The organism is Streptomyces silvae (assembly GCF_016745505.1).
GTDB lineage: Bacteria > Actinomycetota > Actinomycetes > Streptomycetales > Streptomycetaceae > Streptomyces > Streptomyces silvae.
In genome coordinates this window covers 1-16,337 of record NZ_JAERUC010000185.1, presented here as the reverse complement: position 1 = coordinate 16,337, position 16,337 = coordinate 1, and the positions used below count along the sequence as shown (strand labels likewise).

The following is a 16,337-nucleotide window of genomic DNA, read 5'->3' as shown; positions in this document are numbered from 1 at the left end:
TCCTTGTACGAAGTCCCCCTGCGTGAAGCCCCGTGGGAAATCCCTCCGGGCGAAGTCGTTCCGGGCGGAGGCCCGTCGTGCGCGCGCGGCCGGTGTCAGAAGCGGCCCCCGCCGCCGCGCCGGCCGCGGGTCCCGCCACCGCCGAAGCTGCCCGGACCGCCGCCGAAGCCGCCCCCGGAACCCCCGAACCCGCCGCCGAACCCGCCCCCGAGCCCTCCGCGCCGCCCGCCGCCGAGCAGCCCGCCGAGGATGATGCCGCCCAGCACCGCGCCGCCCGCCCCGCCTCCGCCGCGCGGGCCGCCGAAGCCGCTCCGGTCGCGGTAGACGCGTACGTCCTGCTCGGCCAGGCTCCGCGCCTGCGTGGCCAGCGCGTCCGCCTGCTGCGCCTCGGCCAGGGCGCCCTGCGGGTCGTTGCCCTCGGACAGCTCCCGGGCCCGCTCCCAGCGCCGCTGGGCCTCCGCGAGCCGGGTGCGGGCCTGACTGCCCACCGCGCCCCGGTTGGTGGTGATGTAGTCGGCGGCGGCGCCGATCGCCGCTCGCGCGGTGAGCATCGCCTGGTCCAGCAGCGAACGCGCCCGCCGGCCGCCCTGCTCCTGCTCACGGGCCCCCGCCAGCGCCTCGTCCAGCGCCGCGTCGGCCTCCTCCACCCGGCGCAGCGCGTCGATCGGGTCGTACGGTCCGGAGCCCATCTCGCCGCGCACATCCGCGGCCACCGCCTCGGCGCGGGCGACCCGGCCCCGCAGGTCCGCGGTCGGCACCCCCTCCGGGGTGCCGTCCAGCAGGCCCCGGGCGTCGGCCAGGTCCGTCTCCGTCTCGGTGAGCGCGCCCGGCAGCCTGTCCGCGGCCTCGGCCAGCTCCCCGGCCCGCCGGTCGACCGCGTCCACGAGGGTGGACACCTGGTCGATCGCCCCCTCGGCGGCGCGGACGTACACCGCGGCCCGTGCGTGGTCGCCGCTGTTCACCGCCTCGCGCGCCTGGTTGAGGGCGGACGTGGTGAACGTCAGCCGGTCCCCGGCCTGTTCGAGGTCCTCTGCGGCGGGGGCGGCGGCCGATTCGGCGTACCGCTCCCGCATCGCGCCGAGGGACGTCCGGGCGGCGGAGACGCGCTCCGTCAGGGTGCGGAAGGCGGTCTCGGCGGTGGCCACGGCCTGCGGGGCGGTCTGTTCGAGGGAGCGCAGCCGGTCGAAGTCCTCGGACACGGCGTCCAGGCGCTCGTTGGCGTCCCGGCACCGGCCGATGATCTCGTCGAGCATGCGGCGCCGTGTCGCGTCGTCCTCGGGGAAGGCGTCGTCCAGCTGCTGCCGCAGCCGGAACGCGGCGGTCAGCTCGGACCTGGCGTGCTGGACGGCGCCGGCGAACGGGGCCGCGGCCTCCTCGCCGAACTGGGCCGTGGCGAAGCCGAGCTCCTCCTGGCTGGTCCGTACGGCGTCGTCCGTGTCGACCAGGTCCTCCTTGGCCCGCGCGTCCAGGTCCGGCAGGGGGACCTGCGGCTCGGCCGCCGCTCCGGTCCCGCCGCCCCAGCCGCCCGCCGCCGGGGTCGTACGGGTGCTCGTACGGCGTCTGCGGCGGGCGAAGGTGAGGGCGGCGACGGCGACCGCCACCACGACCAGGGCCAGGGGGAGGATCAGGCCGGCCGAGGAGCCTCCCGAGCCGTTCCCGGGGTCAGGGGCGCCCGGGGTGAGCGCCGGGGTCGGGACGGGGTCGCCGGCGAGCACCGCGGCGTAGCCGTCGGCGGCGCCGATCGCGGCCCCGGCCCAGTCGTTCTGCCGGAGCGCCGGCTCGATCGCCGTGTTCGCGACGTCCTGGAGATCGGCGTCGGTGAGGCGTGAGCCCCGGTCGACGGAGTAGGCGTACTGCCGGTCGTGCGTGGCCACGGCCAGCAGCACGTCGTCCTGGCCGAGGCCGTTGCGGTTCGCGGTCTCGTCGGTCCAGGTCTGGGCGTCCCGGCCGGAGAAGTCACGGACGTACGCCACGAACAGCTGCACCCGCTGCTCGTCGAACAAACGGTCGAGCGCGGCGTCGACCTGACGCTCACGGTCGCCGAGCGCGTCCACCTTGTCGGTGATCTGCCCGTCACGGGAGAGGGTGACGGGGTCCTCGGCCCGGGCGCCGGTGACGCCCGGCAGGGCGATCCAGAGCACCGCCGTCAGGGCGGCGACGAGGACCCTGCCGGGTATCGAAGGCCGGGACATCCCGGTACGGCTCGCAGGCGGCGTCACATTCCGGAGGCTATGTCCGCCCACTGCCGCCCGCGACCCGGCGCCGGACCGGTCAGATGCTGAAGCGTTCCGCGGCGAGCAGGGGACGCACCCGCGACCGGAAGCCGCCCGTCCGGAACGGCCGCTGGAGCAGTCCGGGCTTCAGCGCCTGGGCCAGCGCGGCGACGATCATGCCCTGGTCGAGCGCCAGCATGAAGTCGCTGACCCGCCCGGTGTCCACGTTCACCGAGTCCCGGAAGCCGTAGCCCTCGTGGTACGCGCCGAAGTCACGGTCCAGCGCCCGGAGGTTCGCCACCGCCTCCCGGCCGGCGTACGGCAGCGCGAGGAACGAGGCGTGCGGGGTGACGACTCCGTTGGTGAACGCCGACGGGTCCGGCAGCGGTGCGCCGTCCGTGGTGTAGGTGCGGTCGGTGTTGGAGGCGTAGCCGTCGGCCTGCATGCCCAGGGCGTCGACGCCGTACTCCTGGTAGCCGCCCTCGGGGACGTTCGCGGGGGAGAAGCCCCAGTAGCCGTACCGGGCCTCCTCCAGGCCGTGCGCGATCTGGCTGCGGACGTACCGCTGGTGGCTGCGGCCCCAGGACCGCGGCGACCACTCCGGCTCGGGGACGAACAGCGGCACCATCAGCGCCTCGAACATCGAGCCGCCCCAGGTGGGGACCAGCTTCCGCCCGCCGTGGGTGTAGTGCCCCTGCCAGACACGCACCCCGTCCATCACGGCGTACGCGCCACCCGGACTCTGCTCCTGCTCGTGCTCGGGCAGCATCGTGCGCAGCAGGTGCCAGTAGTGCTCGGAGGGCAGCGAACCATCCGCGATGCCCAGGTAACTGGCCATCCGGGGCTCGGTGTTGAGGGCCCCGTAATGGTGCGGGGTGGGCTCCTCCGTGTCCGTCCAGACACCGCCGCGCAGCTGCCCGGGGCCGGCCACGGGGTCGGAGGGGTCGTACGGCGTGTAGTAGTACGACCAGTCGGCGGTGGAGAGGATCCGCGCGATGCGGGGGCGGAGCGAGGGGGCGGCGTCGGCGGCGATCCGCAGGCCGGTGACCAGCCAGGCGTTGTCGACCGAGGACAGGAACGGGCGGACCGGGTCCCCGGTGCCGGGCCACTCCGTCAGCACCGAACCGTCGTGGGCGTCGTACCAGTTGAGCCAGAAGCCGTGGTGGCGCTCCAGCTTCTCCACGGCGGAGACGGTCCGCTCCAGGGTGCGGAGCATCGCGGCCCCGCTGATCACGCCGAGCCCTCCGGCCGCCACCGCCGACCAGAGGCCGCAGCCGATGTTGGTGGGCGAGGTCTGGCGGGAGACGACGGGTGCGGCGCCGCTGACGTCGATCTTGTCCGCGGTGAGACCGAAGCCGGTCGTCATCGCCTCGATCGAGCGGTACGTGTCGGTGAACCAGGCCAGGAGCTGCCCGGAGCCGGAGCCGGTGCGGCCGGCCGGTGCGGCTGCGGCGTACGGAGCGGTCAGGGCTCCGGCCGACAGGGCGGCGGCTCCCGTCCCGGCAGCGGTGAGAAACGTGCGACGGTCCATCGGAACCTCTCGGGAAGGGTCGGGGTCATCGTCAGTCACGGTGCGGCCCGGACACGTCCGGGCGGGGTGGCGGGGGAGCCGCCGCCGGTCAGGTGGCGACGACTCCCCCGCCGGAGGGAAGCCGTCAGGCGCTCCCTGTTCCGGGGCCGGTCCCGGTGCGGTGGCCGGCGTGCTCCACCGGCCACCGCACTAACCGGCGGTGCGGGGCAGCTCGCGGGAGCGGCCGAGGGAGCCCAGCCACTCGGCGGAGGGGCGGGCGGTCCGCTCGAAGGTCGTCCAGTCGACGCCGATCAGGCCGAAGGTGGGGGTGAAGGAGCCCCACTCGTAGTTGTCCAGGGCGCTCCAGGCCAGATAGCCCTGGACGTTCAGCCCGTCCTCGATCGCGGAGGCCACCTCATTCAGCGCGCCCGTGTAGTACGCGACGCGGCGGGTGTCGTCGGCCGTGGCGATGCCGTTCTCCGTGACGATCAGCGCCATGTCCGGGCCCGCCACCCGGGCGGTGTGGCGCAGGGCGTGGCCGACGGCGGCCGGGTAGTACTCCCACTGTGTGAGGGTCCGCTCGACGTCGTCGGCCGCGGGGACCGGGCCGTCGGCGCCGATCTCCGTACGGGTGTAGGACTGGACCCCGATCCAGTCGTCGCCGCGGGCGGCCTCGATGAAGACGTCCTCGCGCGGGTGGCGGTAGGCGGCGGTGACGTCCTCGGCGCCCGGGCGGGCCTGGTAGACCTGGTTGGCGATGGTCCAGCCGACCTGGATCCCGGCGTCCAGCGCCCGGATCTCCTTCACGGCCGCGTGGTGCGCCGCGATGACGGCCTCGGTGGTCTCGTCGTCGGGGGTGGGCAGCCCGGCGGGCGGGAAGCCGATGTCGCCGCGCTTGGCCTGGCCCGCCATCACGGCGATCATGTTCGGTTCGTTGATCGTGCAGACATGGCTGACGCCCTCGGAGATCACCGGTGCGCAGGCCGCGACGTACCGGGCGAAGAGCTCGGTGGCGCCGTCCGCCGTCCAGCCGCCGCGCGCCTCGAACCACTGCGGCACGGTGAAGTGGTGCAGGGTGACCATCGGGCGCAGCCCGCGGGCGATCGCTCCCTCGACCATGCGGCGGTAGTGGGCCAGCTCGGCCCGGGAGAACCGCCCCTCGGCGGGCTCGATGCGGGCCCACTCGATGGAGAAGCGGTAGTCGGTGAAGCCGAGGGACGCCAGCAGGTCCATGTCCTCGCGCCAGCGGTGGTAGCTGTCGCAGGCGTCCAGGCTGGGCTCCTGGATGTGGGTGCCGGTGGAGTGCTCCTTGACCCACCAGTCGCTGTTGGTGTTGTTGCCCTCGATCTGGTGGGCGGCGGTGGAGGCGCCCCACAGGAAGCCTTCGGGGAACGGGACAGGGGCGTGCGTCATCGCGGAGTGTCTTTCTGTGCGTGAAGGGGTGCGGCCGCGGTGCGGGGTGCGGCCTCGTGTGCGTACGGGGCGGGCCGGCTACTTCATACCGGCCGTGGCGATGCCCTGGGTGAAGTGCCGCTGCAGGGCGATGAAGAGGATCAGCACCGGCAGGACGACGAGGAAGGCCCCGGCCATCAGCATGCCGTTGGAGCCTCCCGCCTTGTTGGGGTCGGTCGCGAACGTGGCCAGGGCGACCGGGAGCGTGTACTTGTCCGGGTCGTTGGTCGCGATCAGCGGCCAGACGAAGTTGTTCCAGGAGCCGAGGAAGGTGAAGATCGACAGCGTCGCGAGGGCGGGCTTCACCAGCGGCATGACGATGCGCCAGAAGATGAACCACTCGCCGGCGCCGTCCATCCGGGCCGCTTCCAGCAGCTCGTCCGGGATCGACTGCATGAACTGCCGCATCAGGAAGACGCCGAACGCGCCGGCCGCGAAGGGCAGCACCAGACCGGCGTACGAGTCGATCAGCCGGAGCTTGCTCATCAGCACGAACAGCGGCAGCAGCATCAGGTTCCCGGGCACCATCAGGGCGCCCAGGACCACACCGAAGATCTTGTCGCGGCCGGTGAACCTCAGCTTGGCCAGGGCGTATCCGAGCATCGAGCAGAACACCAGGTTCGAGACGGTGACCAGCACCGCCACGATCACGGAGTTCATGAAGTAGAGCGGCAGGTCCAGCTTGTCCAGCAGCTCCCGGAAGTTGCCCAGGGTCCACTCGGTGGGGATCCACACCGGGGGACTGGCGGAGAGCTCGCTCGTCGTCTTGAACGAGGAGAGGGCCATCCAGAGGAACGGCGCGGACATGATCAGCAGGCCCAGCGAGAGCAGGACGTAGACCAGAGGACGCCTCAGGTTCCGGGACGCGCCCGTGGGCGCCGTACGCGCGGGTGCGTTCGGGGCGGTCATTTCGTGTTGTCCTTCAGCAGTCGGAGCTGCAGCACCGTGATGCCCATGATCACCACGAAGAGGACGTACGCCATGGCGCTCGCGTAGCCCATGTGGAAGAAGTTGAAGCCCTCGCGGTACATGTTCAGCGACACGGTCAGCGTGGAGTCGGAGGGGCCGCCCTGCGTCATCACGAACGGCTCCTCGAAGACGTTGAGATAGCCGATGGTCGTGATCACGGTGGCGTAGAGCAGGGTGGGCCGCAGCAGCGGGACCGTGATCCCGCGGAACTCCTGCCACACCCCGGCGCCGTCGAGCCGCGCCGCCTCCCTGACCTCGGTCGGGATGGCCTGGAGGCCCGCGATGAAGAGCACCATGACCGTGCCGACGTTGCGCCAGACGGCCATCGCGATCATCGACGGCATGGCCAGGGTCTCGGAACCCAGGAAGTCCGGGGCGGTGAGGCCCACTTCGGAGAACAGTCCGGCGACGAGCCCGTCGCTCGGGTCGAGGACGAAGCGCCACACCACGGCGACCGCCACGATCGTGGTGACCACCGGGGCGTAGAAGCCGACCCGGAAGAAGGTCCTCGCCCGGTCGATGCCGTTGTTCAGGAGCACGGCGACGACCAGCCCGAGGGCGATCGTCAGCGGGACGCCCACCACCACGAAGTACGCCGTGTTGAAGAGGGACTTGAGGAACTTCTCGTCGCCGAACAGCTCGGTGTAGTTCTCGAAGCCGATGAAGTTCGCTTCCCACGGGCGGGTGACGTTGCGCAGCCCGAAGTCCGTGAAGCTCATCAGCAGTGTGGCGAGGATCGGGAACGCCATGAAGACGGTGAAGAGGACGAGGAACGGGGTGGAGAACAGCCAGCCGGCCGTGTTCTGCACGCCCATCGAGCGCTTCCGGCGCGCGGCCCCGCCCCGGCCGGCCCCGGGCGGGGGAGCCCCGGGGCCCTTCTTCACCTCGGCCGGCTGCGCGGCCCGTGCGGTCGTGGTGCCCATGGCTACTTCTTCACGAGGCCTTCGATCTCGGACTGCGCGGTCTTCAGCGCGTCCTCGGCGGAGGCCTTGCCCTGCGTCACCTTGGCGATCGCCTGGTCGACCTTGTCGTTGATCTCGGTCAGCCGGGCCGAGGGGTGGGAGGACTTCGCGGTGTCCATCTGCTTCTTGAAGACCTGGAGGTTCGCGTCGCCGGCGAGCTTGCCGGAGTCCCAGGCCGTGGTGTTCGCGGGGAGGTCCTTGGTGCGCGCGTACCAGTCGGCCTGGCCCTCGGCGTCCGTGAGGTACCGGATGAACTCCGTGGCCGCCGCCTTGTGCTCACTGTCCTTGGAGACCACCAGCGAGGAGCCGCCCGCCTGGGACGCTGAGGTGCTGTCCGCCGGGACGGGGGCCACCGCCCACTTGCCCTTGATCTGCGGCTGGCCCTCGTCGAGCAGGGTGACGTGCCAGGGGCCGCCGAAGAACATGGGGACCCGGCCGTTGCCGAAGTCCTTCAGCACGTCGTAGCCCGGCTGCACCGACTTGTTGGCGAGGCCCTTGTCGAAGTACGCGCCGTACTCCTTCAGCGCGCTGACGGCCTCGGGGCTGTCGATGACCGCCTCACCCTTGTCGTCGACGATCGCGCCGCCCGCGGAGTACAGGAACGGGTAGAAGCTCTGCACCGTGTCCAGACCGCTGGGCTGGATCGACAGGCCCCACTTGGTGCCGGCCTTCTCCTGGTACGCGGTCGCCAGGTCCCGCATCTCCTGCCAGTCGGCGGGCGCCTTGTCGACACCGGCCTTCTTCGCCAGGTCGGTGCGGTAGTAGAGGACGCGGGTGTCGACGTACCACGGCACGCCGTACGCGGTGCCGTCCACCTCGCCCTGGTTCCAGCCGGCGGGGAAGAAGTCCTTCTTGTCGAAGGTCTTCGTGTCGACCGGCTCCAGGACGCCGAGCTCGGCGAACTCTCCCATGTAGCTGCCGCCCATCTGCGCCACGTCCGGCATGGTGCCGGCCGCGGCGGCGGAGACGAGCTTCTGGTGGGCGACGTCCCAGCCGACCGGGGTCACCTTGACGGTGACGTTGGGGTGGGCCTTCTCGTACACCTCGGCCACCTCGGCGAGCTTCTCGCCCTCGGCCCCCATGGCCCAGACGGTGAGCGTCTGCTTCGCGTCCGCGGCGACGTCCTCGCCCCCGGAACTGCCGCAGGCGGAGATACCGAGGGCGAGCGCCACGGTGAGGGCGGCGGAGGCGGTTCTGGCGGTGCGGGACATGGAGGGCTCCTCCTCGAGCAATCCGAATGTATGCGCTGCCTGTAAGCGCATACATCACTCTGCGACAGTCCTTCCGGAATCCGCAAGAGGGTGCTGGGTCACACTCGTGCAACGTGCTCGACACCTGGGTGTTCGTTCGGGGCACCGTAAGCAGGTCATTTGCGGAATAGAAGTGGATGTGACCGATTCCGCTTGGGGTGGAGGGAATCCAGGCCCCTGGGGCGGCCCCGCCCGGCACCGGAGGAGGCCCTACTGTCCTGCGCATGGCCCTGTTCCTCCATGACTTCCCGTTCGACCCCGCCTACGGCCGGACCCGCGATGACCTGCTGCGCGTCCCGGCACCCGCGGAACCCGGGGACTTCGAGGCGTTCTGGACGGCGCGCCACCGTGAGGCACGCGCCGTCGCCACCGCCCCCGAGGTGGGTCCCGTCGAGGAGGAGCGCGACGGGGTCCGGCTGCACGGCGTGACCTTCACGTCCATCGGCGGCGTACGCCTCGGAGGCTGGCTCGCGCTGCCCGCCGACGGCACGGCGGAGCACGGCTTCGTCATCGGGCACGGGTACGGAGGCCGCCAGGAGGCCGGGTCCGATGTGCCGCTGCCGCTGCCCCGGTCCGCCGCGATCCTGCCCTGCGTACGCGGCATGGGGTCCCGCGGACGGGTGCCCGGCATCCCGGACGAGGCGGCGGGGCACGTCCTGCACGGCATCGGATCGCGCGACACCTATGTCATCGGCGACTGCGTGGCCGACCTGTGGTGTGCGGCCTCGGCGCTCCAGGAGCTGCTGCCCGGGCTCGCGGGCCCCGGCCGGCTCGGTTACCTGGGGGAGAGCTTCGGCGGTGGGCTCGGGGCGCTCGCGCTGCCCTGGGACGAACGGTTCGGCGCGGCGCAGCTCACCGTCCCGACCTTCGGCAACCACCCGCTCCGGCTCACCCTGCCCTGCGTGGGCAGCGGGGAGTCCGTACGCGCCCACCATCGCGGGCACCCCGACGTCACGGAGGTCCTGCGCTACTTCGACGCGGCGACCGCCGCCGCCCGGCTGGAGCTGCCGACGCTCGTGGCCGCGGCCCTGTTCGACCCGTCCGTGCCGCCGCCGGGGCAGTTCGCCGTGCACAACGCGCTGCCCGGGCCCCGGGAGTTGATGGTGCTGCGGGCGGGGCACTTCGCGTACGACGGGCTCGCGGAGGAGAGCGCGGAGCTCGCCGCGCGGCGCGAACGCTTCTTCGGGACCTGGCTCCGGGGCGCCGCCCCGGGCGGCCGGGGGCCGGACACGGCCGTCCGGGGCGGCCGGGGGTCAGCCGCAGCCGCAGCTCGCACGGCGGGCCAGGGCGACGGGCAGCTCCAGTGACACCGGGTCGCGGCTCGGATCGGCCAGGCGTTGCACCAGCAACTCCACCGCCTGCTCGCCCAGCTGCCGGATCGGCTGCCGTACGGTCGTGAGCGAGGGGCGCACGATCCGGCTCAGCGGAATCCCGTCGAAGCCGGTCACGGCGATGTCCTCGGGCACCCGCACCCCGCGCCGCTCCAGCGCGCGCAGCGCCCCCACCGCCATCTGGTCGTTGGCGAAGACCATCGCCTCCGGCCGCTCGGCGCCCCGGTCGAGCAGTGTCTCGGCGGCCCGCGCGCCCTCGGCCCGCGTCATCATCCCGGTCCGCAGGTCCGGCGCGTCCGGGACCGGCAGCCCGGCGTCCCGGCACGCGTCGCGGAAGCCGCGGAACCGTGCCTCGGCGTCGGGCGACTCCGGGTCGCCCCCGACGAAGGCGAGCCGCCGCAGCCCGTGGTCCTCGATCAGATGGCGGGCCAGCTCACGCTCCCCGGCGGCGTTCGCGACGACGATGTGGTCGAGGTGGTCGATCTCGCGCGGCCCGGCGAGCATCACCACGGGAAGCCGGCGCGAGATGACGTCGAGGTCCTCGGTCGGCACGGTCTGGGCCAGTACGGCGAAGCCGTCCACCCGGCCCGCCACCTTCGCGACGAGGCTCTCCGGCCCGCCCTGGAGCGACGCGGCGATCAGCAGGGCGTAACCGTGACGGCGGGCCGCCCGCTCCATGCCGCGGATGATCTGGTCGGAGTACAGCATCGCGGCGTCGTCGGCCCCGCTGTCGGTCTCCGCGTCGGCCTCGGCCTCCGGATCCGCGTAGTCGGGGAAGCAGAGCCCCAGCACCCCGGTGGTGCGGCTGGCCAGGCCCCGGGCGTTCCCGCTCGGTACGTAGCCGAGCTCACGGGCCGCCTCCAGCACCCGTTCCCGTGTCCCGGCGCGCACCGAGTCGGGGTTGCGGTAGACCCGGGAAACCGTGGCGATCGAGACGCCCGACCGCTCGGCCACGTCGTACACCGTAGGCGCGCTCACTCGACCGACCGTCCGCTTCTTCTCCGTGCGCAGCACCCGCCGGTGCGGGTGGCGGCCCTCTTCTGAAAGCGCATTCACCCTAGATCGCGGGCCCGGTGGCGGGCAACAGCGGCCCTGTTCAGCGCGCCGTCCGCCGGTCGCGGCCCCCTTTGCCGAACAATGGACAGGTTGCCTTGCAAGATGCCCTGTCCATCTTTACCGTGGAACACATGTCCGGAACATCCGAGAGCGCCGAGCACCCCAGGGCCGCCGGTACGGCAGAGAACCCGGGGGCCTCAGGGCACGTCTCGTCGCCGAGCGCTGCCGATCCCACGGCCGAGCGTGTGGCGGCCGATCTCTCGGGCGTGGTCGGCCGGCTGCTCAGGCGGCTGCGGAGCTCCTCGGCGGACAGCCTGCTCACCCCCTCCCAGCGCTCGGTCCTCGCCCGGCTGGAGGACGGCGGACCGGCCACCACCGCGTCGCTGGCCCGCGCCGAGCTCGTACGGCCCCAGTCGATGCGGCTGACCCTGGGCGCCCTGGAGAGCCAGGGGTTCGTCACCCGGGCCCCCGACCCGTCGGACGGCCGCAAGTCGGTCGTGTCGGTGACCGAGGAGGGCAGCACGGTCCTGGCGGGCGTACGGGCCGCCAAGCGGAGCTGGCTCGCCGACGCGATCGCCGGTGAACTGGACGGGGCGGAGCGCCGGGCGCTCGCCGAGGCCGTCGAGCTCATCGGCCGTCTGGTCGACAAGTGACCCGTCGCGGCACGGAGCTGACCACCGGCGCGCCGGCGGCGGACCCCCGGCCCACGCCGGCCGAGGTATCCGGAGCAGGCCCCGGTTCAGGTTCCGACCCCGGCCCTGGTTCCGTCCGCGGGTCCGGCCCCGGCTCCGGATCCGACCCCCGCGCAGGGTTCAGCGCGCGGCTCACCGCGCCGCTGCTGATGGGCTCCCTGCTCAACCCGCTCAACACCACGATGATCTCCACCGCCCTGGTGGCCATCGGGCACTCCTTCGGCATCGGGGCCGCCGACACCGCCTGGCTCATCTCCGTCCTCTACCTCGCCAGCGCCGTCGCCCAGCCCGTCCTCGGCAAGCTCGCCGACACCCTCGGCCCGCGCAGGGTCTTCCTGGCCGGTCTCGTCGTCGTGATGGCGTCCGGTCTCGTCGGCGCACTGGCCCCCGGATTCGGCACACTGATCGTCTCCCGGCTGCTGCTCGGCGTCGGCACATCGGCCGCGTACCCGGCCGCCATGGCCGTCCTGCGCGACGAGTCGCGGCGCCTCGGCCGTCCCACCCCGCGCCCCGTCCTCGCCAGACTCTCCTTCGCGGCCCTCGGCAGCGCCGCCGTCGGCCCCGCGCTCGGCGGGCTGCTGGTGTCCGTCGTCGGCTGGCGCGGCATCTTCGCCGTCAACGTGCCGATCGCGCTGCTCGCCTTCGGCGCCGCGCTGCTCTGGGTCCCCGCCGACCCGCCGCGCGACCGGGCCGCCGACGGGTCCGCGCCGAAGCTCTCCCTGGACCCGCTGGGCATCGGCCTGTTCACCACCGCGCTGACGGTGCTGGTCTTCTTCCTGCTCGACCTCGCCCACCCGCAGTGGTGGCTGCTCGCCCCCTTCGCCGTCCTGACGGCCGTCCTGGTCCGGTGGCAGCTGCGCACCCCGCAGCCGTTCATCGACCTCCGGATGATCGCGGGCAACGGCCCCCTGCTCCGTACGTACATACGCCACGGCCTCAGCTATCTGCTGATCTACTGCGTCATGTACGGCTACACCCAGTGGCTGGAGGAGGCCCGCGGATTCTCCTCGGGCCACACGGGGCTGCTCATGCTCCCGATGTCGGTGACCGCGCTCGTCTGCTCGCTGCTCGGCGCGCGCACGAAGGGGCTGCGGGCCCCGCTGACCGTGGCCTGCCTCCTGCTCACCGCCGGCGCGGGCATCCTGGTCCTCCTCTCCGGCGATACCCCGCTCGCCGTCCTGCTGCTCGCCGGAGCGTGCTTCGGCGCCCCGCAGGGACTCATCGGCACGAGCAACCAGGCCGCCGTCCAGGCCTACGCGCCCCCCGAGAGCATCGGGGCCGCCGCCGGGCTCCAACGCACCGCCCAGTACATCGGCGCGATCACCGCGTCCAGCCTGATCGCCCTGGCCTACGCGGACGCGGCGACCGACGCCGGGCTCCACCTCATGGCGGCGGTCTCCGTCGTCCTGGCCGTCCTGCTGGCCGCCCTGACCCTCACCGACCGCGCCCTGCGCGCACGCACCTGACCGACCACGTCCGTACATCAACACATCAGCACATCAGCACATCAGCACATCAAGGAGTTACGCATGACCGCCACCGTCCTGGACCCCCGGACCGCTCTCGTCGTCGTCGACCTGCAGAAGGGCATCGTCGGCCTCCCCACGGCCCACCCGGCCGAGGACGTCGTCGCCCGCTCCGTGACCCTCGCCGACGCCTTCCGCGCCAAGGACCTCCCGGTCTTCCTGGTCCGGGTGACGGGCGGCGCCCCCGGCCGTAACGAGAGCCGGGGCCCGTCCGGGAAGCCCGCCGCGGACTGGGCCGACATCGTGCCCGAGCTCGGCCCGCGCGAGAGCGACATCGTGGTCACCAAGCAGCAGTGGGGCGCCTTCCACGGCACCGCCCTCGACCTCGAACTGCGCCGCCGCGGCGTCACCCAGGTCGTCCTCACGGGCATCGCCACCAGCATCGGCGTCGAGTCCACCGCCCGCGCCGCGCACGAGCACGGCTACCACGTCACCATCGCCACGGACGCGGTCACCGACATGGACGCCGACGCCCACCGCAACAGCGTCGAGAAGATCTTCCCGAGGCTCGGCGAGACCGACACCACCGACGCGATCGTCAAGCTCCTGGGCTGACCGCCGCCGGGCCGGTACCGGGGCCGCACGGGTGACTTCCGCGGCCTCGACGGCCGCGCCTGCCTCCTCCCGCGCGTGCAGGTGCTTTCAGTGGATCAGCGAATCAGTCTGATCAACTGCAAATGCCACCAGAACGCATCATCCGGTCCATTCCGGTACAGGGTGGGCCGGGCCGGCCCCGGAGGTATCAGCCATGGCCCACGTCGGCGTCCCACGCGGGACGGCCCGAAAGCGCCGCTCGGTCGCGCTCCTGGCGACAGGCGTGCTCACGCTCCCGGTACTGGCGGGCTGCACCTCGGACAGCGAGGGCCCCACCCCGGTGGCCGTCCCGCAGGACATCGCCCCGGCCTCCCGGGACCGGGTGGCCGACGGCTCCACCCTCACCTGGGCCATCGACGCGGTCCCCGCCACGCTCAACGCCTACCAGGCCGACGCGGACAGCGCGACGACGCGGATCACCGGAGCCCTGCTGCCCTCCCTGTTCCCGCTGGACGCGCGGGGTGAGCCCAAGCTCAACCCCGACTACCTGGAGTCGGCGAAGGTCATCGAGCAGGAGCCCAAGCAGGTCGTCCTCTACAAGCTCAACCAGCAGGCCGTGTGGAGCGACGGCCGGGAGATCGGCGCCCCCGACTTCGTCGCCCAGTGGCGCGCGCTGAGCGGCAAGGACTCGGCCTTCTGGACCGCGCGCAACGCGGGGTACGAGCGGATCGAGAAGATCGAGCGGGGCAAGGACGACCTCCAGGTCCGGGTCACGTTCTCGAAGCCGTACGCGGACTGGCGCTCGCTGTTCTCACCGCTGTACCCGAAGGAGGTGACCGGCTCGCCCGGCACCTTCAACGACGGGGCCAGGGCCACCCTGAAGAACACCGCAGGGCCGTTCCGGCTGCGCAGCGTGAACAAGGACAAGGGGACGGTCGTCCTCGACCGGAACCCGCGCTGGTGGGGCAACGAGGCCAAGCTCGAATCCCTGGTCTTCCGCGCCGTCGAGCCCAAGGACCGTACCGACGCGCTGACCGCCGGCACGGTGGACGTCGCCGACATCGACGCCACGACGGCGAACGGCATCGCCCTCGCGGCCCGCTACCGCGGGGGGAACGGCGGGCCGCCCGCCCACGGCCCCGGCGCCGACATCACCCCGGCCGCCGCCCTGCGGTCCTGGGCGCTGGCCCACGGCTCGGACGAGGAGGCCGCCGAGGCGGCGCAGCTGGCCCGCGAGAAGAACCGGGAAGCCGTCGCGGTGTACGCGGCCGAGCAGAAGTCGCTGCAGGGGTTCGTCGTACGCAAGTCCCTGGAGCCGGCCTACACGCAGCTCGCGATGAACGGCGAGTCCGGCGCCCTCTCCGACGACCGGGTGCGCCGTGCCATCGCCCGCACCCTGGACCGCCAGGAGCTCGCCGACGCGGTCCTGAAGCCGCTCGGCCTGCCGGCGAAGCCGCCCGGCAGCCACCTGGCCCTGGCCGGGCAGCCCGCGTACAAGGACGGCAGCGGCGCGCTCGGCGACCAGGACACCAAGGAGGCGCAGGCGCTGCTGGCCGACGCGGGATGGACCGTGGGCGGGGCCGTCCGCAGGACCGAGGACACCAAGGCGGGCAGCGAGGCCGAGAAGAAGGCGTCGGGGGAGGCCACCGACAAGGCCTCGGCGAAGGCCACCGACAAGGCGTCCGGGAAGGCCACGGACAAGGCTTCGGAGAAGGCTTCGGCGAAGGCGACCGACAAGGCGTCGGAGAAGGCCGCCGAGAAGGAGGAGAAGGGGGAGGAGGAGGAGGACGACAAGGCCTCGCGCGAGGAGGGCACGTACATCGTCGGTGACGACAAGCCGGGCGACGGCCCCGCCGGCACCGGGGTCACCGCCCAGGACAAGGGCCCCGCGGGCGCCTACGCCCCCGCCGGCACCCCGGCCCCCGCCCCCGCCTCGGTGAAGGCCCGGATCGGCAAGGGCGGCAAGCCCCTGACCCTCCGCTTCGTACTGCCCTCCGGCCCCGGATCGCAGCCGCTGCGCACCGTCGGGCAGAAGATCGTCGAGATGCTGGACGCGATCGGCATCAGCACGCAGATCACCAAGGTCGACGACGAGAGCTACTTCAAGGACCACATCGCCTCCGGCGACTACGACATGGCGCTGTACTCGTGGCCCGCCACCGCCTACCCCGCGACCGACGGCCGCCCGATCTTCTCCAAGCCGGAGCCCGCCACCGACGGCTCGCTGCTCGTCGAGCAGAACTACACCCGGGTCGGTTCGGACCACATCGACCAGCTCTTCGACCGGGCGGTCTCCGAACTCGACGCCAACGCGTCCAGGGACCTCCTGAAGCAGGCCGACGCACGGATCTGGGCCGCCGCAGGATCGATTCCGCTGTATCAGAGGCCACAGCTGGTCGCCGTCGACAAGAAACTTGCGAACATCGGCGCCTTCGGCTTCGCCGCACCCCGCTACGAGGACATCGGATTCACCGGGCGCCAAGCGGCAGGTTCCCCCGCGAATCGGAAGAAGTAGCAGGTCAAAGCCGCAATCGAAGCTCAGATGCAGCTCAACTCCCTTGCCCGCCGGCGTCCCCGGCGGGCAAGGTGGTGTCCGCCCTGACCCGGGCTGCTCGTCCTCTCGCACCCCTTGCCGTCCGGCCGCTCACCGGCTGGATGATGACGTAATACCAGCTGAATATCGGCTGAATTGTGGCTGTCGTCCTGCCCTGTGGATCGGGCCGGGAAGCCCCGGACCCGTCGGGCCCGTACCATTGGATTAGGGCCTCTCGTTTGGATCATGCTGGGCTCGCGTGCCCTGGTACCGCACCTCGCGGCGTTGTCGTCGGTCGGCAACGCTCCG

At 72.4% G+C, this 16,337-nt stretch carries 12 protein-coding genes; 5 read left to right on the top strand and 7 right to left on the bottom strand.

What is annotated here, in order from left to right:
- Positions 1-95: 95 nt before the first annotated feature.
- The 6 genes from JKV81_RS29805 to JKV81_RS29780 form a co-directional block, all read right to left on the bottom strand.
- On the bottom strand, positions 96-2,192 hold the full coding sequence (locus JKV81_RS29805) for a TPM domain-containing protein (RefSeq protein ID WP_202078801.1): 2,097 nt from the start codon (positions 2,190-2,192) through the stop codon (positions 96-98).
- A 79-nt stretch (positions 2,193-2,271) separates the two neighbouring features.
- A complete protein-coding gene (locus tag JKV81_RS29800) occupies positions 2,272-3,744 on the bottom strand; it encodes a glucoamylase family protein (protein ID WP_202078762.1) in 1,473 nt (490 codons plus the stop codon).
- 189 nt (positions 3,745-3,933) lie between these two features.
- A complete protein-coding gene (locus JKV81_RS29795; protein ID WP_129265288.1) occupies positions 3,934-5,136 on the bottom strand; it encodes a glycoside hydrolase family 1 protein in 1,203 nt (400 codons plus the stop codon).
- 78 nt (positions 5,137-5,214) lie between these two features.
- Positions 5,215-6,084 carry a carbohydrate ABC transporter permease gene (locus tag JKV81_RS29790; protein ID WP_129265289.1) on the bottom strand — a complete coding sequence of 290 codons (870 nt, stop codon included), beginning with the start codon at positions 6,082-6,084 and terminating at the stop codon, positions 5,215-5,217.
- The gene (locus JKV81_RS29785) at positions 6,081-7,067 is read right to left on the bottom strand and encodes a carbohydrate ABC transporter permease (protein WP_202078760.1); all 987 of its coding nucleotides are present in this window, start codon (positions 7,065-7,067) and stop codon (positions 6,081-6,083) included. Before JKV81_RS29785 ends, JKV81_RS29790 begins: the two co-directional genes overlap by 4 nt.
- A 2-nt stretch (positions 7,068-7,069) precedes the next feature.
- A complete protein-coding gene (locus JKV81_RS29780) occupies positions 7,070-8,317 on the bottom strand; it encodes a sugar ABC transporter substrate-binding protein (protein WP_202078758.1) in 1,248 nt (415 codons plus the stop codon).
- A gap of 263 nt (positions 8,318-8,580) precedes the next feature.
- Here JKV81_RS29780 and JKV81_RS29775 point away from each other — a divergent pair, with 263 nt between their 5' ends.
- Positions 8,581-9,663, top strand: coding sequence for an acetylxylan esterase (locus JKV81_RS29775; protein WP_202078756.1), 1,083 nt, complete (start codon positions 8,581-8,583; stop codon positions 9,661-9,663).
- Here JKV81_RS29775 and JKV81_RS29770 read toward each other — a convergent pair.
- Complete coding sequence (locus JKV81_RS29770; RefSeq protein WP_129265293.1) at positions 9,610-10,665, bottom strand: LacI family DNA-binding transcriptional regulator; 1,056 nt, start codon at positions 10,663-10,665, stop codon at positions 9,610-9,612. The genes JKV81_RS29775 and JKV81_RS29770 overlap by 54 nt on opposite strands.
- Before the next feature lie 209 nt (positions 10,666-10,874).
- Between JKV81_RS29770 and JKV81_RS29765 the strand changes: the two genes are divergently transcribed.
- From JKV81_RS29765 to JKV81_RS29750, 4 genes are all read left to right on the top strand, one after another.
- Positions 10,875-11,396 carry a MarR family winged helix-turn-helix transcriptional regulator gene (locus tag JKV81_RS29765; RefSeq protein WP_307820628.1) on the top strand — a complete coding sequence of 174 codons (522 nt, stop codon included), beginning with the start codon at positions 10,875-10,877 and terminating at the stop codon, positions 11,394-11,396.
- A complete protein-coding gene (locus tag JKV81_RS29760) occupies positions 11,393-12,901 on the top strand; it encodes an MFS transporter (protein WP_307820627.1) in 1,509 nt (502 codons plus the stop codon). Before JKV81_RS29765 ends, JKV81_RS29760 begins: the two co-directional genes overlap by 4 nt.
- 63 nt (positions 12,902-12,964) lie before the next feature.
- Positions 12,965-13,516, top strand: coding sequence for an isochorismatase family protein (locus JKV81_RS29755; RefSeq protein ID WP_129265294.1), 552 nt, complete (start codon positions 12,965-12,967; stop codon positions 13,514-13,516).
- Between the two features lie 193 nt (positions 13,517-13,709).
- The gene (locus JKV81_RS29750) at positions 13,710-16,010 is read left to right on the top strand and encodes an ABC transporter family substrate-binding protein (protein WP_202078754.1); all 2,301 of its coding nucleotides are present in this window, start codon (positions 13,710-13,712) and stop codon (positions 16,008-16,010) included.
- Positions 16,011-16,337 lie beyond the last annotated feature (327 nt).